Source organism: Acinetobacter sp. ANC 4216 (genome assembly GCF_004331195.1).
GTDB lineage: Bacteria > Pseudomonadota > Gammaproteobacteria > Pseudomonadales > Moraxellaceae > Acinetobacter > Acinetobacter kookii.
In genome coordinates, this window is the sequence record NZ_SJOC01000014.1 from 44161 (window position 1) to 70098 (window position 25938).

Annotated in this window: 24 protein-coding genes; 5 read left to right on the plus strand and 19 right to left on the minus strand. The window is 46.3% G+C overall.

Features of this window, described 5'->3' with window-relative positions; translation table 11 throughout:
• Positions 1–66: 66 nt before the first annotated feature.
• The 14 genes from E0H88_RS12190 to cysM form a co-directional block, all read right to left on the minus strand.
• The gene (locus E0H88_RS12190; protein WP_092820303.1) at positions 67–486 is read right to left on the minus strand and encodes an acyl-CoA thioesterase; all 420 of its coding nucleotides are present in this window, start codon (positions 484–486) and stop codon (positions 67–69) included.
• A gap of 19 nt (positions 487–505) precedes the next feature.
• A complete protein-coding gene (locus E0H88_RS12195) occupies positions 506–2038 on the minus strand; it encodes an HAL/PAL/TAL family ammonia-lyase (protein WP_131274364.1) in 1533 nt (510 codons plus the stop codon).
• Positions 2038–2916, minus strand: a complete 879-nt coding sequence (locus E0H88_RS12200; RefSeq protein ID WP_131274399.1) for a lysophospholipid acyltransferase family protein — start codon at positions 2914–2916, stop codon at positions 2038–2040. Before E0H88_RS12200 ends, E0H88_RS12195 begins: the two co-directional genes overlap by 1 nt.
• A 55-nt stretch (positions 2917–2971) precedes the next feature.
• Positions 2972–3706, minus strand: a complete 735-nt coding sequence (locus E0H88_RS12205) for a glycosyltransferase family 2 protein (RefSeq protein ID WP_131274365.1) — start codon at positions 3704–3706, stop codon at positions 2972–2974.
• Positions 3707–3718: 12 nt separating this feature from the next.
• Positions 3719–5389 (minus strand): ApeI family dehydratase, encoded by a 1671-nt coding sequence (locus tag E0H88_RS12210; protein ID WP_131274366.1) that lies wholly within the window; start codon positions 5387–5389, stop codon positions 3719–3721.
• A gap of 12 nt (positions 5390–5401) precedes the next feature.
• Positions 5402–5956 carry a COG4648 family protein gene (locus E0H88_RS12215; protein WP_131274367.1) on the minus strand — a complete coding sequence of 185 codons (555 nt, stop codon included), beginning with the start codon at positions 5954–5956 and terminating at the stop codon, positions 5402–5404.
• Positions 5953–6201 carry an acyl carrier protein gene (locus E0H88_RS12220; RefSeq protein ID WP_092820298.1) on the minus strand — a complete coding sequence of 83 codons (249 nt, stop codon included), beginning with the start codon at positions 6199–6201 and terminating at the stop codon, positions 5953–5955. The genes E0H88_RS12215 and E0H88_RS12220 overlap by 4 nt, the downstream gene beginning before the upstream one ends.
• Before the next feature lie 9 nt (positions 6202–6210).
• Positions 6211–6471 (minus strand): phosphopantetheine-binding protein, encoded by a 261-nt coding sequence (locus tag E0H88_RS12225; RefSeq protein ID WP_092820297.1) that lies wholly within the window; start codon positions 6469–6471, stop codon positions 6211–6213.
• Positions 6468–7277 (minus strand): lysophospholipid acyltransferase family protein, encoded by an 810-nt coding sequence (locus E0H88_RS12230; protein ID WP_131274368.1) that lies wholly within the window; start codon positions 7275–7277, stop codon positions 6468–6470. Before E0H88_RS12230 ends, E0H88_RS12225 begins: the two co-directional genes overlap by 4 nt.
• Positions 7262–7900: a beta-ketoacyl synthase chain length factor gene (locus E0H88_RS12235; RefSeq protein WP_131274369.1), complete on the minus strand. Its 639-nt coding sequence runs from the start codon at positions 7898–7900 to the stop codon at positions 7262–7264. The genes E0H88_RS12230 and E0H88_RS12235 overlap by 16 nt, the downstream gene beginning before the upstream one ends.
• A gap of 233 nt (positions 7901–8133) precedes the next feature.
• Entirely contained in the window at positions 8134–10440 is a 2307-nt protein-coding gene (locus E0H88_RS12240) for a RelA/SpoT family protein (RefSeq protein ID WP_131274370.1), read from the minus strand.
• Positions 10441–10469: 29 nt separating this feature from the next.
• A complete protein-coding gene (gene rlmD, locus E0H88_RS12245; protein WP_131274371.1) occupies positions 10470–11861 on the minus strand; it encodes a 23S rRNA (uracil(1939)-C(5))-methyltransferase RlmD in 1392 nt (463 codons plus the stop codon).
• A gap of 6 nt (positions 11862–11867) precedes the next feature.
• The gene (locus E0H88_RS12250) at positions 11868–12689 is read right to left on the minus strand and encodes a 3'-5' exonuclease (RefSeq protein WP_131274372.1); all 822 of its coding nucleotides are present in this window, start codon (positions 12687–12689) and stop codon (positions 11868–11870) included.
• Positions 12690–12708: 19 nt separating this feature from the next.
• Entirely contained in the window at positions 12709–13629 is a 921-nt protein-coding gene (gene cysM, locus E0H88_RS12255) for a cysteine synthase CysM (protein ID WP_131274373.1), read from the minus strand.
• Positions 13630–13782: 153 nt separating this feature from the next.
• Here cysM and E0H88_RS12260 point away from each other — a divergent pair, with 153 nt between their 5' ends.
• The 5 genes from E0H88_RS12260 to rsfS all read left to right on the plus strand — a co-directional run bounded on the left by E0H88_RS12260 (position 13783) and on the right by rsfS (position 19719).
• Entirely contained in the window at positions 13783–16593 is a 2811-nt protein-coding gene (locus E0H88_RS12260) for a GacS-like sensor histidine kinase (RefSeq protein WP_131274374.1), read from the plus strand.
• Positions 16594–16719: 126 nt separating this feature from the next.
• Positions 16720–17508: a crotonase/enoyl-CoA hydratase family protein gene (locus E0H88_RS12265; protein ID WP_092820289.1), complete on the plus strand. Its 789-nt coding sequence runs from the start codon at positions 16720–16722 to the stop codon at positions 17506–17508.
• A 36-nt stretch (positions 17509–17544) separates the two neighbouring features.
• On the plus strand, positions 17545–18411 hold the full coding sequence (locus E0H88_RS12270) for an NAD(P)-dependent oxidoreductase (protein WP_131274375.1): 867 nt from the start codon (positions 17545–17547) through the stop codon (positions 18409–18411).
• A gap of 34 nt (positions 18412–18445) precedes the next feature.
• Complete coding sequence (locus E0H88_RS12275; protein ID WP_092820287.1) at positions 18446–19240, plus strand: hydroxypyruvate isomerase family protein; 795 nt, start codon at positions 18446–18448, stop codon at positions 19238–19240.
• Between the two features lie 77 nt (positions 19241–19317).
• On the plus strand, positions 19318–19719 hold the full coding sequence (gene rsfS, locus E0H88_RS12280) for a ribosome silencing factor (protein WP_092820286.1): 402 nt from the start codon (positions 19318–19320) through the stop codon (positions 19717–19719).
• A 100-nt stretch (positions 19720–19819) separates the two neighbouring features.
• Here rsfS and E0H88_RS12285 read toward each other — a convergent pair whose 3' ends face one another.
• From E0H88_RS12285 to E0H88_RS12305, 5 genes are all read right to left on the minus strand, one after another.
• Positions 19820–20440 (minus strand): hypothetical protein, encoded by a 621-nt coding sequence (locus E0H88_RS12285; protein ID WP_092820285.1) that lies wholly within the window; start codon positions 20438–20440, stop codon positions 19820–19822.
• A 21-nt stretch (positions 20441–20461) separates the two neighbouring features.
• Positions 20462–21796: an ammonium transporter gene (locus E0H88_RS12290; protein ID WP_131274376.1), complete on the minus strand. Its 1335-nt coding sequence runs from the start codon at positions 21794–21796 to the stop codon at positions 20462–20464.
• A gap of 369 nt (positions 21797–22165) precedes the next feature.
• A complete protein-coding gene (locus E0H88_RS12295) occupies positions 22166–23620 on the minus strand; it encodes an NAD(P)(+) transhydrogenase (Re/Si-specific) subunit beta (RefSeq protein ID WP_092820283.1) in 1455 nt (484 codons plus the stop codon).
• A 3-nt stretch (positions 23621–23623) separates the two neighbouring features.
• A complete protein-coding gene (locus E0H88_RS12300; RefSeq protein ID WP_092820282.1) occupies positions 23624–23947 on the minus strand; it encodes a proton-translocating transhydrogenase family protein in 324 nt (107 codons plus the stop codon).
• A gap of 11 nt (positions 23948–23958) precedes the next feature.
• The gene (locus tag E0H88_RS12305; protein ID WP_131274377.1) at positions 23959–25086 is read right to left on the minus strand and encodes a Re/Si-specific NAD(P)(+) transhydrogenase subunit alpha; all 1128 of its coding nucleotides are present in this window, start codon (positions 25084–25086) and stop codon (positions 23959–23961) included.
• Positions 25087–25938 lie beyond the last annotated feature (852 nt).

Genomic DNA, 25938 nt, shown 5'->3' on the forward strand with positions numbered 1-25938 from the left:
TCAGAGACAGCACTCCTGCCAGGAATAATCCTGCTGCACGTGGTAGATTGAGAAAGTTCATCTGCTTTACTCCGCTTTAAACTCAGACCAGGCGTGTAAACGCTGCAATAAAATTTGCGGTGACTGGAAACACATTTCCCGACTTTCAATATGCACCGCCACTTGGGTGGTATAGCCTTTGGTCAGCCTTTTACCGCTTTCCACATCAAAAATCTGATATTCAATTTTCAGGCGGTTTTCCCATTCTTTTAAAATGGCACGCACCCGAATTTTCTGCTCAAACAGGATGCCATGCGCATAACGTACATGGCTTTCAATCACCGGCCAGGCATAGCCGGAATCACGCATCTGCTTGTAGTTATACTGAAACTGGTCCAGCAACTTGCAGCGCGCAATTTCAAAATACTTCAAATAATGCCCATGCCAGACCACATCCATGGTATCTACATCATGAAATGGCACTTCAATTATTACATCGGCATGCATAGTCTGTTTCCCGTCAGATTTAGCGAACAAGTGCGCTATTCAATAATTCCAGATTTTCCAGTCGGTCGACCAAGAGTTGTAATTCGCCCTGTAATGGACGGTCTTCCACCACGTAATCAAAAGTCTGCAAGACCCAGGCCTTAAATGTGTCGAGGACTTCAGACAATTTTTCATCCAGGGTTTTTAAATGAATGGCCTGCACACTAGCACAGCACAGTGCTGCAATCACCTGTTCCGTTAATACAATGACGCGGCTGGCATCACGCGCAGCAATGGTGCCCATACTGACCTTGTCCTGGTTATGACATTCGGTTGAGCGTGAGAAAATCGAAGCAGAAAGCGTCTGTTTTAAGGCTTCTGCTGTCCATGCTGACACCCCAATCTGTACGGCCTTAAAGCCATGATTCAGTGGTAGACGCTCATCGGTTGCCCCGGTTAAATTACGCGGCAAACCATTGTTCATTTTATAGTCGACCAATTGCGCAAATTGGCGGTCCATTAAATCGGCAATATTGGCAATCATGATTTTCAGGCTGTCCATGGCTTGGGCAATATGACCGCCATAGAAATGACCACCATGCAACACGCGTAAATTCACCGGATCAATCAGTGGATTGTCATTACTCGAGTTCAGTTCATTTTCAATAAACTGGCGTAGCCATACTTTCGAGTCTTCAAACACACCAATAATATGTGGTGCGCAGCGTAGCGAATAACGGTCTTGCAAGCGTGAACTTTGATGTTCGGTTTGCACTTCACTGTTTAGCCAATTCCGCAATTGCGCAGCAATATTCTGCTGACCCGGATGCGGCTTTTGCGCAAACAGCACTTCATCAAAATGGCTTGGGTTACCTTCTAGGGCCAATACATTCAGTGCCGTAATGCAGGTGCTGGCCAAACTGATCTGTTCGGCTTTTTTATAGTTCAGGCAGGCAATCGCGGTCATCACCGCCGTACCGTTCATCAGTGCCAGTCCTTCTTTAGGACGCATCACCAGAGGCTGCATGCCTTTTTCTGCATAGACCTGGCCAATCGGAACAATCTGCCCCTGATAGTAAACATCACGTTCACCGACCAAAGCACCGGCAATATAAGACAATGGCGTTAAATCGCCACTGGCCCCAACCGAGCCTTCCGAAGGAATCACCGGAATCACGTTTTCATTCAGCATCCACACCAGACGTTCTAGCAGTGCATGTGAAACACCTGAATAGCCACGTGCCAGCGAGCACAGGCGTGTCACCACGACTGCACGTGCGCTAATTAAGTCCAGGTTTTGACCCAGACCACAGCCATGAAAACGCGATAAATGCAAAGGCAGTTCATTGACCTGATGGGCTGGAATTTCCACCAGACAGGAATCGCCATAACCGGTGGTCACGCCATAAATCACGCCTTCATCTTGCAGCAACTGATCCAGAAAATCGGCACCGCGTTGAATCAATTCGCGCCATTCAGCACTGGCCGGTAAAGCGACCGATTTTTCCTGACGCGCTACAGCGACGACATCTTCAATTGATAACGGATTTTCCCCAACAACTAAAACTTGCATTAATCTTTGTTCCAGAAATTATAAAAATTAAACCATTGATAGGGCGCACGAATACAGTGCTGCTCCAGTAATTCCACATATTCACGGGTTGTCGTTTGCATGGCTTGCAGACGGTTTTTGCGTGGAAAATTCAGCTGTTCGGCAATTGCGTGAATATGCACTTCAAAGTCGTCGGCCACGCGATAACAGAACACGGCGAGCACCGGAACTTTCAGCAAACTGGCAAGAATCCACGCCCCTTGCGGCCAGTTTGCATCTTCGCCTAAAAATGAAATCAACTGTACCCGATCCGACTGCACCGGCACACGGTCTGCGGCAACAATCACCCATTCTCCGCGATCCAGTTTTTCTTGCAACACCAAGGCTGTTTCAATCCCCAGTTCATCCACCGAAACCAGATTGACATCAGCATGGTCATTGAGCTTTTTTAAGAACTGGTTAAATTTGGTGGCATGCTTTTGATAGACCAAAACATTAATTTTTTGCGGATGTTCCGACTTAATGGCACGCAGCAATTCAATATTGCCAAAGTGCGACACCACAATCACCGCGCCTTTTTGGTAATGCTCACGAAAATATTCATGTCCATGTAAAACCAGTTGCTGTTCCGGGATTTTACCCAGCCAGCCCTCAATTTTGTCCAGAATGCATTCCCCAAACTGCATGAAATGCCGATAGCTCTGTGCCAGACTCGGCGTATGTAGAAATGGAGAATTTCTACCTGCAAAATGGTGCAATCGGGTCAGATATTGCAGTGAAGCCTGACGTGCGGCAGCCGCAAACAGCCAGTACCATAAGATAATAAAATACATCAATACCCGGCACAGCCATCGGCCACCCAAACGGTAGAACGCCAGCACAAGACTCAGTGAGGTCATGCCGCCACGTTCCTGAATATCACTCCATTTACCTGAATTCAGCTCGGCCACAGAATTAACCTTTTACTTTCTGTGCCAGCAATTTTGGCAAACGAATCAGCATCCCGCCCAGCAATTTGGCATGCGCCTTGCTCATGCCCAGATTGTCTCGCCAGACATGGTAATGAGAAATACCGTCTTCTGGATAAATGACTTTGGTCGGCACATTGATAAAAGGCACATTGGCCCATTTCAGGCGCACCAGAATTTCACTGTCAAAGCCCATACGTGGCTGAAATTTTGCCGAATCCAGCACTTTAATGGTTGAGGCTAAGGGATAGACCCGGAAACCGCACATGCTGTCCTTAATGTCAAACGACAGGCTGTTAATCCAGACCCAGATATGCGTGGCATAACGGCCATACAGGCGTTTTTTGGGCACCGATTCATCAAAAACCGGCTGTCCGATGACCATCGCATCTGGATGCTGTGCAGAAATATCAAGGAATTTTGCCACATCCTGCCAGTCATGCTGACCATCCGAATCGAGCTGCAAGGCATGACTAAAACCCAGCTTATGCGCATGGCGCAAACCACTCATCACGGCCTGGCCTTTGCCCTGATTATGGTGATGTTCCACCAGCTCCACGCCTGGATACTGTTCAGCAATGCAGTGTAAAAGTGCCGTACATGCAGCATCACTGCCATCATTGACCAGAATGATCGGTTTCTGAAACTGGTCCAGATGGGCGACCAAAGCCTCGATATAATGAGGATGGTTATAAACCGGAATCACAAAACATTGCTGCATATACATCTACCTTTAAATCTGATCGCTCGGCGTTTTAAACAGCAATCGTCCAGAGGCCAAGGTCTGATCTGCATGAGTAATTTCAAAACTGACTTTGTGCAATTTTCTGGTCAATTGCAATTGCAGCACCATAAAAGGCTTGATCAGATCCTGAAACTTCAACTGCTCGAAACCATTGCACCATTCCAAATCGGCCCAGGTCTGGCGGGCAAAATGCTGAATAAACCCGATCTGCCCCACCCCTGGAAAAATAGGATAATCTGGAAAATGCCCCTTAAAGCATTCCAGTTCAGGTGAAAACTCCAAACGGTAGGATGCCGAATCCGCGACATGCTGTTGTTCCAATACAATAGGCAATAACATAGGCTGAAATAAGGATTTCATGTATTGTTTATTCAGCTTGGATTGGGAGTTTTGCGGTAATTGTGTCAAAAAACGCCACTGTCTTGGAATGGCAATGCTTTCCAGTTTGGCTTTCAGCTGGGCTTTTAAGGTCGCGACATACTGTACTTTGCTGCCATTTTGCAGTTGCTGTCTGGCCTGCTCTGACAATACTGCAACACAGGCTAAAATCTGGCGATGTTCCCGTTCCAGAATCAGCACATGACATTGTACGATGTCATCCAGCTCGACAATTTTTTGCTCGATGGCATCCAGACTTAAACGTTTTTCTTCCAGTTTGACAATCCGGTCCAAACGCCCCAACAAACGGAATGGACTTTTTAAATTGCCGGCTTCAACCAGTTCAACTTTATCACCGGTAAAAATCCAGTCTTCGCTAAACGCATGATTGGTTCTGACCTGGAGTTCCTGCTGTGCATTGGTCTTTATATCGACATTGGCAAAGGGTATCCACAAGGCATCATCCTGCTGGCGATGGGCAATCCCGCCGGTTTCGGAACTGCCAAACACTTCGGTAATGGTACGGTTCAGATAGGGTCTTACACCGGATTCCAGTTTCCCACCAGAGGAATACACCGTTAAACAGTCTTGCAGCAGCACATCCTGAGTCCAGCGTTTTAACAGTGCCGGACTGGAAATCACATAATTATCCATCTTGAAAACAGTTAATTTTTTCTGGATATCGGCGACATCTTCGGGGAAAGCCAGCTGTACTTGAAAAAAGCAGCGACCGCTGGCCAATGGCCAGAGCAACTTAAACAGCAGGCCATAAATATGCTGATGACTGACCGTGGCAATCGCAATCGCCTGCCCAGGCAACTGAAAACTGGCATCCAGCCCCTGTACTTCATTCAGCAACTGACGCAAGCTGCGCGGGATTTTTTTAGGCTGACCGGTAGAACCGGACGTATAAAAATAAAGCTGTGCCTGAGTCAGAAAGGCATCATCCAGATCGAGTTCAATCGGCTGGTTGTAGCTATGGGATACAGTCTGGCGCTGTAAAAAATAAACATTCTGCCCGGCCAGTTCTTTTTCCAGATCACTGACCCGGTTCGGAGGCAGCAGTACCTGTTTTTTGGCCAGTAGTGCTGCAAATAACAGCACTAAAAACTGGTAACTGTCAGGCTCCCAAAGCGCCCAACTTTCCTGTGAAAGTGCCTCAATGGCATGACGTTGTTGCATCACATCCTGCCAGAAATCCTGAAAGCGGATCTGGCTTAAATCAGGCTGAATACACAGCGGTTTCAGTGAATGGAGATGATTTTGAAAATGACACAACATAATATTCTGTTTTTATTCCTGAAGTTGATTTAAGCGCTGCTGTCGCTTACGCAAGATAAATTCGCCCAGTAGTAACAACCCCATCAACACATAGGAAATAAAGCCGTTATACAATACCCAGACCTGCATGGAGGCAAAGAGTACGGTCGCCAAGGCAATCAGGGCATTCAATACAAAAAAACCGCACCATACAAAGGTGACTTTTCGGGTCCAGATCACCCCAGCTTCGGGCAAATCCGGTTCTGCCAATCGGGCAAAACGCTCAATCATGGATGGGGGGCGGATTAAAGTCGAGGCAAAAATCATACATGCCCCCACACTCATCAACACCGGATACAGTTTTAGCCAGGCATGATCTTTTAAAATCAGGCTCAGACTGCCACACAAAATAGCAAATCCGGTTAAGGGCCACAGCAAGGCATTGCCCTTGCTGAACAGACGCAATAAGCCCAAAACAATCAGCAGGCTGCTGACCCAGACATATTGTCCATGTGCCAAACTATAGCCCACTAAAAAGGGATAGAGCATCAACCCGATTGCCACTATCCCTTTAAAGATCAGTTTCATGCAGCAGACATGTTCTGAATCACAGTCACCACATCCTGTACTGTGCGTACGCTTTTAAAGTCTTCAGGATTAACCTGTTTACCGGTCAATTCCTTGATTTTGACCACCAGATCAATCGCATCGATACTGTCTACGTCCAGATCGGTGGCTAAATTTGCATCCAGCTGCACATCTTCAGGGCTAATCTCAAACAGATCTTCCATCCATTCTCTTAATTTTTCAAGTACTTGTTCCTGAGTTAGCATCACTACCTCTTATGCCTGTTGCTGTGCTTCAACCAAAGCCACCAGACTTTGAATTGATTTAAAATGTTGTTTGGTTTCCGCCGATTCAGCATTCAAATGAATGTTGTAACGCTTTTTCAGCGCCAGGCCCAGTTCCAGTGCATCAATCGAATCCAGACCCAGGCCATCCCCAAATAAAGGTGCTTCGGTTTCAATATCATCTATGCTGATGTCCTCAAGGGCCAGAACATCAATAATCATTTGCTTTAATTCATCAGCAAGATTGCTCATTTTTTAGATAACTCTTGGTTAAAAAATTGGTGTAATTGATGATTCAGCTGACGCACGTGTTTCGGATTCACCGTTACATCCTCTAGCAGATCATCGACTTGTATGGCATCCAGTACCTTCACATGAATATGGAAAGGCTTGGAAGGAACGTGATACCACTTTTCATTCTTGGTTAAGGTTGAAGGCGTACAGCTAATCAGCACCGGACGAATCGGCACGTTGGCACGAATGGCAATATTGGCCGCACCGCGCTGAAATTCATTCAGCAACTCGCCTTTTGCAGTCCGGGTACCTTCAGGAAAAATCAGCAACGATGCTGCCTGATCCTGCTTTAGCCTTGCCACGCAATCATGAATAAACTGTTCCGAACCGGCATTTAAAATATAACCGGCATTCTGCACCGGACCTTTGGTAAATGGATTTGACCATAAAGCCTGCTTGACTACACAGTTGGCTTGTTCCATCAGCCCGATCAGCACCACCACATCCACCAGGGTAGGATGGTTGGCAATCACCAGTTCCTGCTTACTGTGCTGTAATTTTTCCAGGCCTTCAATGTCATAGGTCATAATTCCGAGTTTTACCATCATTTCGGTAAAGCCCTTGAAGCTATGCTTAATGACTTTTTGGGTACGCTGCTGCCTTAAACCGGGATTCTGAGTCGACAGTTTCACTAAGGGTGCAATTAGCCCCCCAATGGCCACGCCGCCAATCCCGAAACTGGCGAAACTGAAACCGGTTGCGCCCACACGCCACAGGTAGTTGGCTTTTTGCTTGATTTGATCGCGCTTTAACATTTTTGCCATGCCTGAGTTTGAGGATAATCAAGACGCTGTTCAGATTGCTGCCAGAAATCATAAAAATTCTGCGCATCAATATATTTATGACGCTGGTTGCCTAGCGCATGCATATCCAGTTGCAGGTTGGGTGCTTCAAGACTCACCATTGCCGACATGGCAAAAGCGGTAAAAGGCTCAGCTTCGTGATAAATTTCCGGCAATGCCTCATCGTAATACACCACCAGAACGCGTGGATTCGGTTGCGTTGCGGTTTTTAACCAGGCATAGGCTTCAATCAGGGCTTCACTCCACGAAGCCGCCAGACTGGTCGATGGGGTCGTATCCTGACATAAAATGGAATACAGTCCGGCAATCGCATTATGTACGGAAGTTGAAAACTGGGTCGGTGACGGCGTCTGATCTTGCAGTACATCGGCCAGAATTTTTAAAGTCTTATGTTCATCGCCATATTGTGAAGCCCAGACAATATAATCTGCCGATTCGGAATTCAGCGATTGAATGGCACTGCTTAACGCGAGTTTGGCAATCCCTGACAAACGTCTGCGCTGCATGGCTGGAATTTGTTCTAAGGCGGCAACGGTTTCATCGGCACGACTTATGCACAGTTGTGACACATTGATTTGAAGCATTGCCCTAATTTTCCATACCCTAAAATATTTTAGCTCGAGGCTATTTTAATGGGTCGGATTATAGCATTTGTAATAAAAATTACACAAAATGTATCTTGTATAATATTGAGTATTTAAAATTATAGTTTTGATTTCATTGTTTATTTTGTTTAAAAACCCTTAAAAAACCGATCAGGCATAAAAAAACCAGCAACAGATGTTGCTGGTTTTTATGGCATCAGTGCAATGCTGGATTAATTGCCTTGCACCAAACGACGCGCACTAATAATGCCCGGCTGTTGTTCCAAACGCGCCAAAAGACGGGATAACTGGGCCAAACCTTTCACCTCAATCAACAATTTCATGTTGGCAATACCATCCGCTTCAGAAATGGTATTCACCTGACGGATATTGATCTGATCCGAGAAAATCACTTGAGTCAGGTCTTTGAGCAGACCGCGGCGATCATAAGCCTCAACAACAATCTGTACACTTTGACCACGGGTCGGCTGCATTTCCCAATCGGCTTCAACGGCACGTTCAGGTTCCTGGGAAATCATGCGTACATAATCCGGACAGGCCACCTTGTGAATACTGACGCCACGATTCAGGGTGATATATCCCCCAATGGATTCACCATGCACTGGCTGACAACACTGGGCAATATGCAGTTCCACATTGTCCAGACCGTCAATTAAAATGCCATGTGCAGACAGGGTATGGCTGGCACGCGGATTCAAGGTCGGTTTGAGTACCAGTTCAGGCTCATCCTGACCGATATGCATATGACGGTTGACCTGATTGATCAGGGCATGCAGGCTGATGTCGCCATTCACCAGCCCGATCAGGATATCTTCACCCAACTTGACATTGAAGTGATTGCAATAGTCACTTAAATCAATACTTTTGGGATGAATCGCCAGGCGTGAAAGCTCTTTGTTGAGAATTTCACGGCCGACTTCCAGATTTTTACTGCGGTCTTGCTGTCTGAACCAGTGACGCAACTTATCCCGCGCGCGGGCAGTTTTAATATAACCTAGCGAATTGACCAACCAGTCCCGGTTCGGCTCGCGATCTTTCTTGGTTAAGATTTCAACCTGCTCACCGGTTTTCAGGGTATAGGTCAGCGGCACATAGCGCTGGTTCACCCGTGCCGCATAGCACTTGTTCCCCACTTCGGTATGCACGTGATAAGCGAAGTCCAAAACAGTCGAACCACGCGGCAACTCTTTGATATCGCCATCACGGCTAAACACATAAATTTTTTCAAAGCCTTCAAAATCTTGAATCTGTTCAAAATTTTCTGGCTCATCCTCTACTTTATGCGCACTGGCATCATTGCGTTCCTGATAATGTTCCAGTACGGCACGCAATGAATGTAAACGATGATTGAAGGAATGATCGGTATTTTTGGCGCCTTCTTTATAGTTGAAGTGCGAACATACCCCAAGCTCGGCTTCTTCATGCATATCCTTGGTGCGGATTTGCACTTCAAGCGACTTGTTCTCTGCAATCACGGCAGTATGCAATGAACGGTAGCCATTGGCTTTGGGATTGGTAATGTAATCATCAAACTGATGCGGAATATGGCGCCAGATTTGATGCACAATGCCCAAGGAGTGATAACACTCGGGTACGGTTTTAACCAGAACCCGCACCGCACGGATATCGTACAGCTGGTCAAAGCTTAAGTTCTTGCTTTTCATTTTTCGATAAATCGAATAAATGTGCTTCACCCGTCCGCTAATTTCGGCTTCAATCCCATGGCTGGCCAGTTCGGTTTTCAGCTTATCAATCACAAACTGAATGTACTGCTCACGCTCCAGGCGCTTCTCATTCAGCAATGAGGCAATTTCTTTATAACGCTCCGGGGCCAGATAACGGAAAGCGAGATCTTCCAGCTCCCATTTCAGCTGGGCAATCCCCAGGCGGTGTGCCAAAGGCGAGTAAATGGTCAGAATTTCACGCGCAACACGTTCCTGACGTTCCCGAGAAGCTTGGGCCAGTTCACGCAAGGCGTAGGTACGTTCGGCCAGCTTGATCAGCACCACGCGAACATCTTCGGTCACGGCAATCAGCATTTTATAAATGCCGCTTAAATGTTCGCGCTGGTTGTTATTAAAGTGGTCTTCCAGACGCTTGTTCTTTTCAATCAGCTCGGACAGCTTACCCATCGCCAGTGTGCCTTGCACCAGGCCATAGACTTGCTCGCCAAAATGCTCCTGCACTTCTTCCAGCGTCATCACGCCTTCACGAACGCTACGATATAGCATTGCGGCAGACAAGGTCGCTTCATCGACATGCAGATGCGCCAGAATATCGGCCATTTCAATGCCGGTATAGAAGGTATTGGAACGATGGTTGACCGTACTTTGCAGTTCTTTCTGCAAAGTTAAATGCGCTACATCTTCGAGTTGTTTTAGCGCCGTATCATCTAATATGCCACGAACCCGATTTAACCATTCAGCCAAATCTTGTTGGGCTTGTTCGGCATGTTCTACAGTCGCTTCCTCCGACAACTCATTGAGACGTCCAGGAAGCTGCTCACGTACTGTGACCATACCCTACTCCTACTTTTTTACACTTCATATTATAAATCGTTTATTTCGTTGTATTTTTCGAATAAGGCAATAGATTCCACATGTCCCGTATGGGTAAACATATCCATTACCCCAGCCTTTTTTAATCGATAACCATGTTTTACCAGCACTCCCGCATCTCGCGCCAGTGTGGCAGGATTACATGACACATAAACGATTCTTTTTGCACCAAATTTGGGCACATAATACATTATTTCCTCCGCCCCTGAGCGTGGAGGATCAATCAATAATGCATCAAATCCCTGATTTGCCCAAGAATGATGCGAAAAATCTTTTGTTAAATCTTGTGAATAAAATTTTACGTGACATATACCGTTTTTCTCGGCATTTTCTGCACCACGTTGAACCATTTCCTCACTTCCTTCAACAGCAACCACTTGTCCGGTTTCACCGACACAACGCGCCAAGGGTAAAGAAAAGTTTCCTAAACCACAAAACAGGTCGAGTACACGCTCCCCTTGCTGCAATTGAAGCAAATCACATGCCAGCTTCACCATCTGCGGGTTAATGGTGGAGTTGACCTGAGTAAAATCAAGCGGATTAAAGCCAAATTTCACATCAAATTTGTCCAAAGCATAATGCAAACGCATCGCCGCGGCCGGATCATCGACACGATGCAAACTGTCGCCCCCTGCAGGCTGCAAATACAGTTGCCACTGTCTGTTTAACGCAAACTGTTTTAATTGGTTGACATCATCGGATGACAATTTTTCAGTATGGCGCACCAGCAATGCAATATCCTGATCCCCCATGGCCAATTCTACATGACCAATCGCTGCTTTGCCCTTTAGACTTTGGAGTAATTGTTTGAGTTCGGTCATGGAACCAAATTTACGATCCAGCACCATACAGCGGTCAATCGGCGTCAGCTTATTGCTCTGGCGTTCACGAAAGCCCACCACCAACTGCTCTTTGGCTGGAATATAACGCACACCGATACGTGCTTTACGGCGGTAGTCTTCACGTTGTGAGCGTAAAGCTGCCAACCATTGTTCAGGCTGGATACCGGCAAAATGTTCCAGATGCGACTTCAAGACCTCCTGTTTCAGTCGAATTTGTTCATCTTGCTGAATATGCTGCATATTACAGCCACCACAAACACCAAAATGCGGGCATTGCGGCTGAACACGCAAATGCGAAGGCTCGCTCAGAATCTCTACGCAATCGGCTTCTTCTAAACGTTTCACCACATGGGTAATTTGTGCTCTAACCGTCTCCCCCGGCAAGGCATATGCAATAAAAACTTTTTTACCGTGCTTGTCACTCGGATGATCGGGATGCGATCCATAGTGCGCGATTCCCCGTCCTTCATGTGAAAGAGACTCAACCTGAAATGTGTAAATCGGATGCTGAGCTGGACGTGACTTGGTTCTATGTTTCATGAATACCTAGGGTGTGGGAGAGATAAAATCTGTAGCGGTAAATTCGGTATGCTGTGAAGTTTCACGCCATACCTGAAGAAAATCTGCGTGTTGCAGTTGATGCTGTAAATACTGGATGGTGGCTTGAACCCAGTAACGGTGATCTTCAGCCAGCAATTGGCCTTTCAGCAATAGCCAGCGCAAATAGATCAGCCAGGTATTCAGCACATCGCCTTCACAGTAGCTGGTTAATTTTAACCACTGCTGTGCACGGACATATTCCGGAACATGGTAAGCACCATCACCGCGCTTGCCCGGAAATCCCAGCAGATGTGCAACATCATCCAGCTTCTGGAAATGACGGCCATTAAACATCGCCATGACATCCATCAAATCGACATGGCGCTGATGGTAACGGTTCTGGTAATTATTATAACGCTTTTGCTGGTCAATTTCGCCCTGATCAAACAAACTCGGTGCCGACAGACCGTGATACATGGCACGGAATAGAATCACCGGCAAATCAAACTGTGAACCATTCCAGCTCACCAGGGTTGGATGGCGCTTATCAAAAATGGACAGGAATTTCTTTAAAATTTCCGCTTCAGTATATTGCTCTCGGCTAAATGAAAAAAGTTTCATGGCACCATTTTCGTCAATCCAGAGACCAGAAATACAGACAATTTCATGCAGCGGCAAACGCTGGAAATCTGTCCCTGATTCCTGACGGCGCAATTTCATTAACGCCTGCTCAAGATCCGCTTCGGGCAAATCCAGATGATATAAATGCGCACCTGACTTTAAATCGGTCAGCGTTTCGATATCAAAAATCAAGACAGGTAAGCGCATTTCATCTCACAGTTTTTAATTATTCAGGGTCAACTACAGAGAATAAACCTGTAGACAGGTAGCGGTCACCACGATCACAGACGATGCAGACAATTACGGCGCCCGGATTTTCTTCCGCCAGTTTAATGGAAGCCCACACGGCACCGCCTGATGAGGTTCCGGCACTGATGCCTTCTTTGCGTGCCAGTTGACGTGCTGTTTTTTCCGCTTCAATTTGCGGAATATCGATAATGCGGTCAACACGTTTTGGATCAAAAATGGTAGGCAGATATTCTTGTGGCCAGCGACGGATACCGGCAATATTGGAACCTTCCGAAGGTTGCAAACCGACAATCTGAATATCCGGATTTTGTTCTTTTAGGTATTTGGAAATCCCCATAATTGTGCCTGTCGTTCCCATGGAACTGACGAAATGGGTAATTTTACCGCCGGTTTGCTGCCAGATTTCCGGACCGGTCGTCCGGTAATGGGCGTCCACATTGTCCGGGTTGCCAAACTGGTTTAAGACCAGTCCTTTTCCTTCTTCTTGCATTTGCAGCGCCATATCACGCGCCTGTTCCATATTCTCGGACTCGATCAGCTCGGCGCCATAAGCACGCATGGCATCTTTGCGTTCCTGACTTGAACCTGCAGGCATAATGAGTTTCATTTTATAGCCACGCATGGCAGCCACCATGGCCAAGGCAATTCCCGTATTTCCACTGGTCGCTTCAATCAATGTATCGCCTGGCTTGATTTGACCACGTTTTTCAGCCTGCATAATCATGTTGTACGCTGGGCGGTCTTTTACCGAACCTGCAGGATTGTTCCCTTCAAGTTTCGCCAATACTGTTGCTTGAGTGTGACTTGCCAGACGTTGTAAACGCACCAGAGGCGTTTTTCCTACATAGTGATCCAGTAAAAATTCGTCAGCTTGGAAATCAGGGGTGGTATTACTCATTATTTGCACCTATATCGAGGTGCGCCTATTGTATGGAAAAATGCTTCCTCCTGCACCCATTTAGCAGGCTTTTTATTGAAAGTGATTAAAGCACAGCCAGTTTTAAATAAAGCGTGCTAATATGCAAAGCATAGGGAATCAACTGCTTTAACCATGTCAAATATCAATAAAAAGTTATTTAAGCGTCTACACTTAAATCATGCTTATGGACAACTCATCGCCATGATTTTTGTCCCCATTATGGTTTTGGCATGTGTGGGGGCATTGCTGGTTTTATCCGAAACATCCAATGCCTCACGTGCGCAGCAACGTCAGATGGCTATTGCGATTGTGACCCGCTATCAGCTTACCGCCGAAGCTGCATTCGATCTGCTCAACCGCTATCCATGGCAATATGATCAGGCTCGTAATACCCTGCAAGTGATGCTGGATGAAAAACATCTCATTCGTGCCGCAATTATCGATCCCCAAGGCAGAAACCGTTTAAGTATTGGTTTTCAGGATCAGGAAGCTTGGCCCAAGATTGACGCTAAAGCCGATTTTGTCGGGCCTATCCTGCATAATCACAATCATATCTATGCCTTAAAAATTAATGAACATACCGATAACCCGGCCACACTGGTAATTGAGCTGGATAACCAGCCCCTGGAAATTGCCCACTACCGGGTCATGATTGTGCTGATTGCCACCGGCCTGCTGACGTTATTGCTGCTGTTACTGTGCCTGAATTTCTACTCACGGCGCTGGATTGCGCCAATGTACGAAATCCGGATGCAGTTACAGCGCCTGAATGCCGACACGCTTGATCAGCACATGGTGATTAACAGTACCGGGGAATTGCGCTTATTGCAGCGCGATATTGCCAACGTGGTGAAACGCCTGCACTTTAGCTTTCTGGAACTCAAAGAACATACCGAACAGACCGAAGATGATTTGCGCCGTACTTTAGATACCCTGGAAGTTCAGAACATTACCTATCGTCAGGCACGCGACCAGGCGATTTCAGCCAACCAGTCCAAGTCGGTGTTTCTGGCCAATATCAGCCATGAACTGCGTACTCCCTTGAACAGTATTGACGGTTTTATTCATTTATTGCTGCGCCAAGGCAACCTGAGCAATGAGCAGAACCTGTATTTGCAAACCATCCGTAAATCATCTGCGCATCTGCTGGCGCTGATTAATGACGTGCTGGATTTCTCCAAGATTGATGCCGGCAAGCTGGAACTGGAAACGGCCCCGTTTGACCTGGAAGAAGCCATTTTTGACGTGATGGATATGCTCTCGCCATTGGCTGCGCAAAAGCACATCGATATGGCATTCTATTATGCCGACAATGTGCCAACGCAAGTCATTGGCGATGCCTTACGCTTCAAGCAGATTCTGACCAACCTGATTTCCAATGCCATCAAATTTACCCCAGATGGCGAAATTATTGTCCGTACCCGCATGGAACATGATGACATTGGACAATGCCTGTTGCACTTTAGCGTGCAGGACAGCGGCATTGGCCTGAGCGGTACAGACCGGAAAAAACTGTTTGAATCCTTCTCGCAAGGTGATGCTTCGGTGACCCGTCAATTTGGTGGTACAGGACTTGGCCTGGCCATTTCCAAACAGCTAGTGCATTTGATGCAGGGCCAAATTGGCTTTGAAGACAACCAGGAGCGCGCACCGACCGAAAAAGGCTCGACCTTCTGGTTTACCGCCATGTTTGTGGTGGATGAAGACATTGAAATTGTGCATCCGCACTTTGAACAAATGCAGGTGGTTTCCTATTTGGCCCATCCTGCAACCGCCAACATTCTGCGCCATTATCTGGAAAATTATGGTGTGCATCATGTCGAAACCGGCTCGATTCTGGACCTGTTCAGCCAGCTGAATAAATTCCCGACCAACGATGAAAATACCTGGCTGATTGTCGACCATAGCGGCGATGGTGAAGCACTGCTGAAAGAAATCCGTCAACGCTACCACGGCAATATTGCCGTGTATGGCTACCAGATGGCGCTCGATCCAAACATGCTGAACGATTACCGCGCCCGTCCGCTGTATCAGCCTTTAAGCCGTAGTGCCTTGATTCAGCTGCTCAGCAATCAGCCTGTTTTCGAGCAGGATGTGCATGAAGAATTTAATGGACAAGGTTTGCATGTACTGGCTGTGGATGACCATTTACCGAACCTGATTGTTCTAGAAGCACTGCTTGCAGAGCTGAATGTCACCACCACCAAGGCCTTAAGCGGTCAGGAAGCCATTGAAATTATTCAGCAGCGCATCGAGCAGGAGTTGCCGGCATTTGATGTGGTGTTTATGGATATCCAAATGCCGGTGATGTCCGGAATTGATACCACCCGTGCCATTCGCTCGCTAGAGTCGACCCTGGAGAATCATAAGCGCCTGCCGATTATTGCCCTGACCGCACATGCCCTGGCCGATGAAAAGCAGAAACTGTTGCAGGTCGGTATGGATGATTACGTCACCAAACCGATTCAGATGGAACAGATTATTCAGATTCTGACCCACTGGACCTCGGAAAGCTTCAAAAAGGCGAAAAGCATCGAGAAGTCCATTCTGATTGAAGCGCTGGATCCCAATATTCTGGATTGGCAACAAAGCCTGCAACTGGCGGCCAATAAAGAAGATCTGGCCATCGATTTACTGCAAATGCTGATCGACAGTTTCCCGACAGAACTGGATGAAATGCAGCAGTTGATTGAAATGGAAGATTTTCCTCAACTGGAACATGTGCTGCACCGCTTATATGGGGCGACCCGCTATGTCGGGGTCCCTCGCCTGCAGGAAGTCACCGGTGGATTTGAACAGTTTGTTTCTTCCTTACGTAAAGAACGCCGCAAGGCGGATGAGGCCTTTATTCAGGAAACCCTGAAACGCTTTGATGAATTGCAGTCGGTCATTCAGCAGGTTGAACAGGCCTCACAGCAAATTTTGAACAAGCAAAGCATTTGAAGGACTTATTCAAATTTTGGCAGTAGCGTCCATCTTTAGATGTGACTCTGCTGTCATGTATCGCGGCATGTATCAGAGAAATACCCGTGTTATGCTCAAAACCATATAAAAATACAGGTCTAACCCATGGCTTTACTTCGCATAGAAAAAAATAATGGCATTGCCACCGTTTCCTTAAACCGTCCAGAAAAGCGCAATGCCATGAGCTTTGCTTTATTGCGCGAACTGGTGCATGCCGCCAAACAAATTAAAAAAGACCGCTCCATTCGCTGTGTCATTTTAACCGGCGAAGCACATGTCTTTAGTGCCGGAATTGACCTGGCCGATTTAAATGCGCCAAAAAATACCGCTTATGCAGCCTGGGAACTGCTCAAACCGGGACAAAGCCTGTTCCAGAAAGCTTTTTTAATCTGGCAGGAACTGCCTGTACCGGTCATTGCGGCAATCGAAGGCTATTGTCTGGGTGCCGGCATGCAACTGGCTTTGGCAGCCGATATTCGTATTGCCCATCCGGACACCAAAATGTCGATTATGGAAAGCCGCTGGGGACTGGTGCCGGACATGGGACTGACCCGTTCCATTAAAGGCATCATCAGTGTCGATCTGGCCAAAGAACTGACCTTGACCGGACGTATTTTTGATGCCAGCTATGCCAAAGAGATTGGTTTGGTGACGCATCTGGATGAATCACCGATGAGCAAAGCCCAAGCGATTGCAGAAGAAATGCTGCAACGCTCTCCGGATGCGCTGGCAGCGGCTAAACAGGTTCTTGATGCCATGCAACATGAACCGAAAAAATCATTACGCCTGGAGAAAATCTGGCAACTGAAATTACTGTTGGGCAAAAACAGTAAATTGGCCCGTAAAAAAGACAAGAACCCGGAAGTTCAGTTTTTACCGCGCCAATATAAGTAAAATAGTCCAATAACAGCATGGTCCAGAGAAAAACACATGAGTTTTGATCGTAATACAAAAATCGCATTCCTAGGCATGGGTCTCATGGGCAGCCGCATGGCGACCCGGCTGATTCAGGCCGGTTTTGACGTGGCGGTATGGAACAGAACGGCATCCGCCTGTGACGTGCTGATTGATATGGGCGCTACGGCCCTAGACTTGCAAAATATTGGGCAATATCCGGTAATTCTGACCTGTCTGGCCGATGATGCTGCCGTACAGGCGGTGTTTGATCACATCCAGCATCAACTGACTGCGGGTCAAGTGATTGTGGATTTCTCCAGTTTATCTGTGGATAAAACCAAAGCTTTGGCACTGCAGGCACAAAACCAGCAAGTGCAATGGATTGACTCGCCTGTTTCCGGGGGTACCGCAGGTGCCGAACAGGGCACACTGGTGATCTTTGCCGGTGGCGACACGCAAACCATTCAGGATTTATCGCTGATTTATAATGTGCTCTCGCAACGTGTGACGCGTATGGGCGAAACAGGTACGGGGCAAGCCACCAAAATCTGCAATCAGCTGATTGTTGCAGCAAACAGCACCTTAATTGCAGAAGCAGTAGCATTAGCCAGACAGGCCGGTGTAGATACCACCTTGCTTGCCCCTGCACTTGCCGGTGGTTTTGCCGACTCGAAACCGTTTCAGATTTTAAGCCCGCGTATGGCAACGCATACTTTTGAGCCGGTGCAATGGAAAGTGCAAACCCTGTCCAAAGACCTGAATAATGCCATGCAGCTGGCTGAACAGTTCAATTTAAATATTCCTGTCGCAAAACAGGCACTTTCACAATTGAAAACCCACCAAAATAATGGCTATGCTGAGGCTGATCTGGCAACTGTCATTCAACTGGTTGAATCTTGAGCAGACCATTTCTTAGCACGCAAGGAGTAACAGCATGATGAAGCTGGCGGTAAATTTATCCATGATTTTTACTGAAGTACCTTTGATTGAGCGCTTTGCTCTGGCGCGCGCGCACGGGTTTCAGTATGTGGAAATTCAGTTTCCCTATGAACTCAGCATTGAACAGATTCAGACCCAACTGACCCTGCATGATCTTGGCTTGTGCCTGATTAATGTACCTGCAGGTGACCTGATGCAAGGCGGCAATGGGCTGGCTGGCGTACCGGGTCAAGAAATTGAATTTCATCGTGCCCTGGAAAAGGCCATTGAATATGCCACCGCACTGAATGTATCCAGTGTGAATATTTTGGCAGGCAAGCAACCGCTCGATTCAGATTTGTTGCCTTGCTTAAATACACTGGCAAAAAATTTAAAACTGGCCTGTTCCATGTTTGCTGTACACAACATCCAGCCGGTGTTTGAAATGATTAATGGCACCGACATGCCGCGCTTTCTGGTACAGAATATTGCCCAGGCCCAGGAGATGCTGGAAGCTGTACGACACCCTGCGCTGAAAATGCAATATGACTGCTATCACATGGCAATGATGGGTGAAGATGTGCTGCAAGGCTTAAAGGAAAATATTCAGGATATTGGGCACATCCAGTTTGCAGACTGCCCGGGACGTCATCAGCCTGATACTGCACAAATTCCATACGCAGACATTTTTCAATGGTTAAGCCAAAGTCCCTATACGGGTTTCACCGCGGCAGAATACAAGCCCCAAGCGCATTCCAGCCATTCCTTTGCCTGGAAAGATAAATATTTTGCAAAACATCCACAAAGTTAAATTATGAACAGATTTGAAATTTAGCCCCAAAACCGCTATATTACACAGTGAGATATTGTCCGGAAATTAAACCTTTTATGAATTTAGAACCATCGCCCAGCGCTTCTAATTCTCTCGAACACGCAATGAATGCTCATGCTAAAGATGTACAAGCTTGCTTAAAAGTTGTACATGAAGCCCTCTTAGATGTAAAAGCAAAAGATATTCTAGAACTTGATGTCAGCTCAATCAGCAATGTGGCAGATGCCATGGTCATTGCGAGTGGTACATCAACCCGTCACATTAAAGCCCTTGCAGACAATGTTGCTGAAGAAGCACGTAAAGCAGGTTTCCGCCCTCTCGGCGTTGAAGGTGAACGTGATGCCGAATGGATCCTCATCGATCTTGGTTTTGTTGTCGTTCACGTCATGCTTCCAACAGCGCGTAAATTTTACGATCTGGAAAGCTTATGGCGCGCAACTCCAGAATCAGTAGCCTAAATTAAAAAAGCGACCTTCAGGTCGCTTTTTTTGTGCTGCTGTTTTGGGGATGCCCAGCCTGAACTTTAGACCGAACATCCACTCCATCCAGATTAATCCACTATAATAAGTGATGTAAATCCACAGAAGGATATTTGCTCTTGATGTCCATTTTCACCCGTGCATAGACCTGATCGGCCTTGCTTGGCCCATAAAATTCGCAATAGCATTCATAGGATGCAGTAATCACCTGAGCATAACTGGTAAGCGGCAAACATTCCGTAAAAGCAGCATCATTCAGATTCGCGGATTGCTGAATGGCAATGCCCAGGGCTTGGACATGATTTTTCACTTCCGCATTAAAATCATTCTGATCAGCTGTAGCTACTGTTTGCACTACCCCATTAATCAAATCAAAAAAAGCATCGGCAAAATCGGCTGAAATCGGCACCTCTGTCAGCTCTTCCGTTTGCACTTTCGGCTTGGTATCCAGTAGCACCTGTTTTTCAACCGCCGACATTTCGCATAACACCTGTTTCAACATTTCCTTGCGCTGAACACGCAATTCATCGGTATTGCAAATATCATTCATAAAACGGTTGAGTACAAATGAAGGCTTGTCGCCATACTCCTGTTCCCAGTAATTCAATACCCGTTCCAGTACAGTTCCTTGCAAATAATGGCTTAAACCGCGCTCAATTGCCTGTTTCTTTTGCATCACAGTGAGTAATTCATTTGGCATAGCTAAACTCCCCTTCTTGGTTCAGTGGCGTCTGGTAATATCATCTGTTTCAAAAGTCACATCGCGCTGAAATTCAGGATAAGACAGCTCGGCATGTTCGGTATAATCCAGACCGCGCTGTTCATGTTGCGTTCCGACACGCAAACTCCCCAGCATTTTCTTTAGCACCTTAAAGGTAATCAGCGCGATTCCAAATCCCCAGGCAAATGCTGCCAGCACCCCTAGCACCTGAATGGAAACAATTTGCGAGTTGAACATATCGGCTTCAAAAAACAGGCCGGCAGCCACTGTTCCCCACGCCCCGCAAAAACCGTGTACCGTCACTGCATCCACGACATCATCCAGTTTTAATTTTTCCATTAAGACCGGCAAGGTACTTACCAGCAAACCTGCAATGGCACCGGTGATGACGGCAAAAAGTGGCGACATGGTTGCACAACCTGCCGTAATACCCACCAAACCGCCCAATGAGGCATTAATGGTGGTCTTCATCAGGATTGCCTTGCCACGAACCAAGGCATACAACATATAAGCCACCGCAGCAGCACAGGCGGCCAGATGGGTATTTAAAGCAATCCGGCCAATACTGACATTGGCATTCACCGTGGATGCCGCATTAAAACCGAACCATGCAAACCACAGGATAAAACCACCCAAGGCTACCAAGGGCAAGTTATGTCCCGCCAAAAAATGACTTTGTCCATTACGACCAAAACGTCCCAAGCGCGGCCCCAAAACAATGATTCCGGCCAAAGCGACCCAACCACCGATGGAATGCACCACGGTTGAACCGGCGAAGTCGATAAACCCCAAGGCCTTTAACCAGCCTGTACCCTCAAAAATACTGCCCCATGCCCAACTACCAAAGACAGGATAAATAAGGCCACTGACCACGGCAGCAACGACAATATAAGCGACAAAGTGAATACGCTCCGCCATGGCACCACTGGCAATTGTGGTTGCAGTAGCGGCAAACATCATTTGAAAGAACAGCAGATTCCAATGCCAGCCATCCATGTTATCGGGTGCGAAATGACTGGTGCCAATCCAGCCCGAAGCGTTCATGCCGAACATGAGCCCAAAGCCCACCAACCAGAAGACCAATCCCCCCAGACAAGCATCCATATAGTTTTTCATTAATACGTTAACGGTATTCTTGCTGCGTACAGAGCCACTTTCTACCATTGCAAAACCGGCCTGCATCAAGAACACCAGAATCCCGCCGATGACCACCCAAACGCTGTCGAGTGATAAACGTATTTCTTGAATATTGGCTGTGTTTGTCGCAGCTTCACTTGCAAATGCAGGTAGTGAACAGACGCATAACAGCAATACTAGACACTTTATTATTTTCATGAACAGTCCCCCTAAAACTGAATCACAAAAATGCAAAAGAAATGCCAGATTATCGAGATTTATCTTTTTATTTAAAAAGGCCGGCAAATGCCGGTCTTAGCACAACTTAATTTCTAAAAATATCCCTAATCAGCAATATCTATTTAGAAATAAACAGTTAATTGCCATTTTATAAAGCATTTTTGTAATATCGCTTGATCAGACAGCACCAAATAAAACAAGAAACCATATCCTTATAAAATGTATCCTGCTCTATTCTTCAATTTAATTATTGAAAAGTCATATATTTTAGAAACAAAAAACCACCCGAAGGTGGTTTTAATCTCCCTAAATCCCTCTTTATGAAAGAGGAACTTTTGAAGCGTGGATTTAGTGACCGCCGCCGTTAATGGCTTTAGTCATGTCTTCCACAACTTTCTTGGCATCACCGAAAATCATCATGGTTTTTTCGTTATAGAACAAGTCATTGTCCAGACCTGCATAACCGGTTGCCATAGAACGCTTGATCACCATAATGGTACGCGCCTTATGTGCTTCAAGAATCGGCATACCATAAATTGGTGAACTTGGATCATCTTTCGCTGCCGGGTTGACGACGTCATTTGCACCAATGACCAACACCACATCAGTTGCCGGGAAGTCAGAGTTGATTTCATCCATTTCCAGGATGTCTTCATAAGCCACGTCAGCTTCAGCAAGCAATACGTTCATGTGACCAGGCATACGACCTGCAACCGGGTGAATTGCAAAGCGTACTTTAACGCCTTGTTCTTTCAGGATTTCACACAGTTCTTTTACGGCATTTTGTGCACGGCCTTGAGCCATACCATAACCCGGAACAATCACTACGCTGTCTGCATTTGACATCAGGAAGCCTGCATCATCTGCTGAACCTGAGCGGTGGTTACGCTGAACCTGCTCGCCCTTGTCACCAGAAGCCACTGCTGCACCACCCATTGCACCACCAAACAATACGTTGATGATTGAACGGTTCATGGCTTTACACATGATGTAAGACAGAATTGCACCTGAAGAACCTACCAGGGAACCGGCAACAATCAGCATATTGTTTTCTAAAGTGAAACCAATACCTGCTGCAGCCCAGCCAGAGAATGAGTTCAACAGTGACACCACAACCGGCATATCGCCACCACCGACCGGTGCAATCCATACCCAGCCAAATGCAAGTGCAAGTGCAGTCATTGCCCAGAAAGATGTCATGTCGCCGGTTAAGAAGAAGTTGATACCACAACCCAGCATTGCCAGGAAAATAATCGCCTGTACCGGCTTAACCCAGCCACCCGAAATGGTTTTCGCCCATTTCTTCGCAGCCAGTTTACCGTAAGCAAATACGGAAGCTGTAAAGGTGATTGCACCCACGAAACAACCCACGAACAATTCAAATAAATGAACGCTGCTCATATGTGCATGCTGAACACCAGCTGCTGTTAACGCCGCTTCATTCTGTGCAAATAGCGCAGTTAACTGGTTGTTATGCAAAATCGCGGCAATGGCAATCAATACTGCAGCCAAACCAACAAGCGAGTGCATCAAGGCAACAGTTTCTGGCATTTGCGTCATTGGAACGGTACGTGCACGGGCAATACCCACAACAGCACCAAGAACCATTGCACCGACAATCATCCAGATCACAGGATGTTCAGCCACAAAGAAAGTCGTGATCACGGCAATTGCCATCGCAATCATACCGTAACGGTTACCGGCAATTGCAGTCTTAGGACCCGACAAGCCGCGCAGGGTCAAGATAAAAAGAATGGCACCGATCAAATAGAACCAATTGGCATATTCTCGAATAAATTCCATTGATTAGCCCTCTTTTTTCTTTTGCTTTGGCTTAAACATTTCAAGCATACGTGCAGTCACGGCAAAACCACCGAAAATGTTGATACTTGCCAGGAACACTGCAACCGCGCCTAAAATGCTCACGATGTTTACGCTTTGAAAAGCCACGTTGGCATCGACACCAATCACTGGCAAGCCTACGGTTTGAATCATTGCACCAACGATAATGATCGAAGACAATGCATTGGTTACCGCCATAAGTGGCGTATGTAAAGCAGGTGTTACGCCCCAAACCACGTAGTAACCTACGAAGATGGCAAGGACGAAAATTGTAATCGTTTCAACCATGATGACTCTCCTTAACCACGCTTCAGCAGTACTTGACCGCCATGAGTTACCAGAAGGGCTTTTTGAATTTCCTCTTCCGGATTGATGGCAAAGTTTTTCTCTGCATCAAACAGGGTATCGAGGAAATTAAAGACGTTACGTGCATACAATGCTGAAGCTTCAGTCGCAACTGTAGAAGGAATATTTGGAATACCCAAAATGGTCACGCCATTATCCGTCACGACATTTTCACCGCACTTGGAACCTTCCACGTTACCGCCAGACTCAACCGCCATATCCAGAATGATTGAACCCGGTTTCATTTTGGCCACTGTTTCAGCACGAATTAAACGCGGTGCATCACGGCCCGGCAACAGTGCAGTGGTAATCACGATATCGGCATTCGAAACAGCTTTATCGACAATGACCGCCTGGTCTTTGATGTATTGCTCACCTGGCATCCATCCATAACCATTTTTAGCAGCGTCAGCAGCTTTCTGCTTTTCTTCATCCGACATTGGCACATCGAGCCATTTACCACCAAGCGATTCGACCTGGTCACGTGCAGTTGGACGTAAATCGGTTGCTTCAACCACAGCACCTAAACGTTTTGCAGTTGCAATCGCTTGCAGACCGGCAACACCTACACCCATAATCACCACACGGGCCGGTTTTACCGTACCGGCAGCCGTCATGAGCATAGGGAACATGCGTTGATATTCTGCGGCCGCCAAAAGTACCGATTTATAACCGGCCAAGTTAGCTTGAGAAGACAGCACGTCCATGTTTTGGGCACGGGACAGCGTACGCGGCAAAAGCTCTAATGCAAATGCAGAAACCTGCTGCGCTGCAAACTGATCCAGCTCAGTGTTGCGATACGGGTCAAACATCGCAATGACTGCAGTTTTTGGCGCAAGTTTTTGAATTTCTTCGCCTTGAGGGGCACGAACTTTCAAAATAATCTGACTGCCGGTATAGGCATCATCCGTAATTTTGGCACCGACCTGTTCATAGGCACTGTCAATATAAGCGGCTTTTACCCCTGCTCTACGTTCAATGACTACAGTATGACCAGCACTGATCAACTTCTTGACTGTTTCTGGCGTTGCCGCCACACGATTTTCACCGACAACAGTTTCGGTTGGGATTCCGATCTGCATGAGCGTTCCTCAAGCTAATTTTTCTTAAGTAAACATCGCCGTAAGCAATGTTTCCCCCTAGATGCGTTTTTGTTGAATTTTTGGATTCTAATTGAACTTTTTTAAATTACCACCCAATATTTATTTAATAAATACCCATATTTTGAACTGGTGATTCATAAAAATAATCATACGATATATCATCTATAGGTTTAGCATTTATTTCAGCTGTGCTGAATGACTTTAACTACCACGCTCAATATTTAATGTTTGGCTTTACTTAAGTGCCTGGGCCGAAGCTGCTCTACCTGACCAAAATCCGAGATTGATCTTTCTGACAATACAGCCTTGCTGGCTTGAATTTATTTCTTCCCTCAAATTGCCTGATTTATTTATAAAATTATTAAAATTAAATGGTTTTTTTTATTCATTGACTCTGGTGACATCTGAAAGGCTTTTTTTGTCTTGAAAAAATATCCGTCACTGAAAAACTCGTGCTGCGACGATTGCATATTTTTACAACACTAAAAAATAGATAATTTTCTTATTTTTATGCTTTTTTTGCTCTTTTATGTTTATTCGTCCTAAGTCTAATCCGATTCAAAATTTAATAAATATTTTTTTCATCGTCATTTCGCATGATGATGTTTTAAATTTAATCAGCGGGTTGCGCGTATTTATTGCACCCATTTGGTGCAAATAATCGACTTTTAGGCTGATTTCCGACTTTTCATTCACAAATTCACTGATCTTTAGCCTAACAAACCCTTGGCAGAAGTATTGTCCGGATAAAATTTATTCAAGACTGATTGCCCGGATTTCTAACTTTCGCAGAAAATTGTAGCGACGGATAAAAATCAGCCTGAGTTTAGC

Bases quoted from the DNA above. Each gene is read 5' to 3' on its own strand.
- E0H88_RS12190 (WP_092820303.1), bottom strand. From the start codon at position 486: ATGCATGCCGATGTAATAATTGAAGTGCCATTTCATGATGTAGATACC.
- E0H88_RS12195 (WP_131274364.1), bottom strand. From the start codon at position 2,038: ATGCAAGTTTTAGTTGTTGGGGAAAATCCGTTATCAATTGAAGATGTC.
- E0H88_RS12200 (WP_131274399.1), bottom strand. From the start codon at position 2,916: ATGACCTCACTGAGTCTTGTGCTGGCGTTCTACCGTTTGGGTGGCCGA.
- E0H88_RS12205 (WP_131274365.1), bottom strand. From the start codon at position 3,706: ATGCAGCAATGTTTTGTGATTCCGGTTTATAACCATCCTCATTATATC.
- E0H88_RS12210 (WP_131274366.1), bottom strand. From the start codon at position 5,389: ATGTTGTGTCATTTTCAAAATCATCTCCATTCACTGAAACCGCTGTGT.
- E0H88_RS12215 (WP_131274367.1), bottom strand. From the start codon at position 5,956: ATGAAACTGATCTTTAAAGGGATAGTGGCAATCGGGTTGATGCTCTAT.
- E0H88_RS12220 (WP_092820298.1), bottom strand. From the start codon at position 6,201: ATGCTAACTCAGGAACAAGTACTTGAAAAATTAAGAGAATGGATGGAA.
- E0H88_RS12225 (WP_092820297.1), bottom strand. From the start codon at position 6,471: ATGAGCAATCTTGCTGATGAATTAAAGCAAATGATTATTGATGTTCTG.
- E0H88_RS12230 (WP_131274368.1), bottom strand. From the start codon at position 7,277: ATGGCAAAAATGTTAAAGCGCGATCAAATCAAGCAAAAAGCCAACTAC.
- E0H88_RS12235 (WP_131274369.1), bottom strand. From the start codon at position 7,900: ATGCTTCAAATCAATGTGTCACAACTGTGCATAAGTCGTGCCGATGAA.
- E0H88_RS12240 (WP_131274370.1), bottom strand. From the start codon at position 10,440: ATGGTCACAGTACGTGAGCAGCTTCCTGGACGTCTCAATGAGTTGTCG.
- rlmD (WP_131274371.1), bottom strand. From the start codon at position 11,861: ATGAAACATAGAACCAAGTCACGTCCAGCTCAGCATCCGATTTACACA.
- E0H88_RS12250 (WP_131274372.1), bottom strand. From the start codon at position 12,689: ATGCGCTTACCTGTCTTGATTTTTGATATCGAAACGCTGACCGATTTA.
- cysM (WP_131274373.1), bottom strand. From the start codon at position 13,629: ATGAGTAATACCACCCCTGATTTCCAAGCTGACGAATTTTTACTGGAT.
- E0H88_RS12260 (WP_131274374.1), top strand. From the start codon at position 13,783: ATGTCAAATATCAATAAAAAGTTATTTAAGCGTCTACACTTAAATCAT.
- E0H88_RS12265 (WP_092820289.1), top strand. From the start codon at position 16,720: ATGGCTTTACTTCGCATAGAAAAAAATAATGGCATTGCCACCGTTTCC.
- E0H88_RS12270 (WP_131274375.1), top strand. From the start codon at position 17,545: ATGAGTTTTGATCGTAATACAAAAATCGCATTCCTAGGCATGGGTCTC.
- E0H88_RS12275 (WP_092820287.1), top strand. From the start codon at position 18,446: ATGATGAAGCTGGCGGTAAATTTATCCATGATTTTTACTGAAGTACCT.
- rsfS (WP_092820286.1), top strand. From the start codon at position 19,318: ATGAATTTAGAACCATCGCCCAGCGCTTCTAATTCTCTCGAACACGCA.
- E0H88_RS12285 (WP_092820285.1), bottom strand. From the start codon at position 20,440: ATGCCAAATGAATTACTCACTGTGATGCAAAAGAAACAGGCAATTGAG.
- E0H88_RS12290 (WP_131274376.1), bottom strand. From the start codon at position 21,796: ATGAAAATAATAAAGTGTCTAGTATTGCTGTTATGCGTCTGTTCACTA.
- E0H88_RS12295 (WP_092820283.1), bottom strand. From the start codon at position 23,620: ATGGAATTTATTCGAGAATATGCCAATTGGTTCTATTTGATCGGTGCC.
- E0H88_RS12300 (WP_092820282.1), bottom strand. From the start codon at position 23,947: ATGGTTGAAACGATTACAATTTTCGTCCTTGCCATCTTCGTAGGTTAC.
- E0H88_RS12305 (WP_131274377.1), bottom strand. From the start codon at position 25,086: ATGCAGATCGGAATCCCAACCGAAACTGTTGTCGGTGAAAATCGTGTG.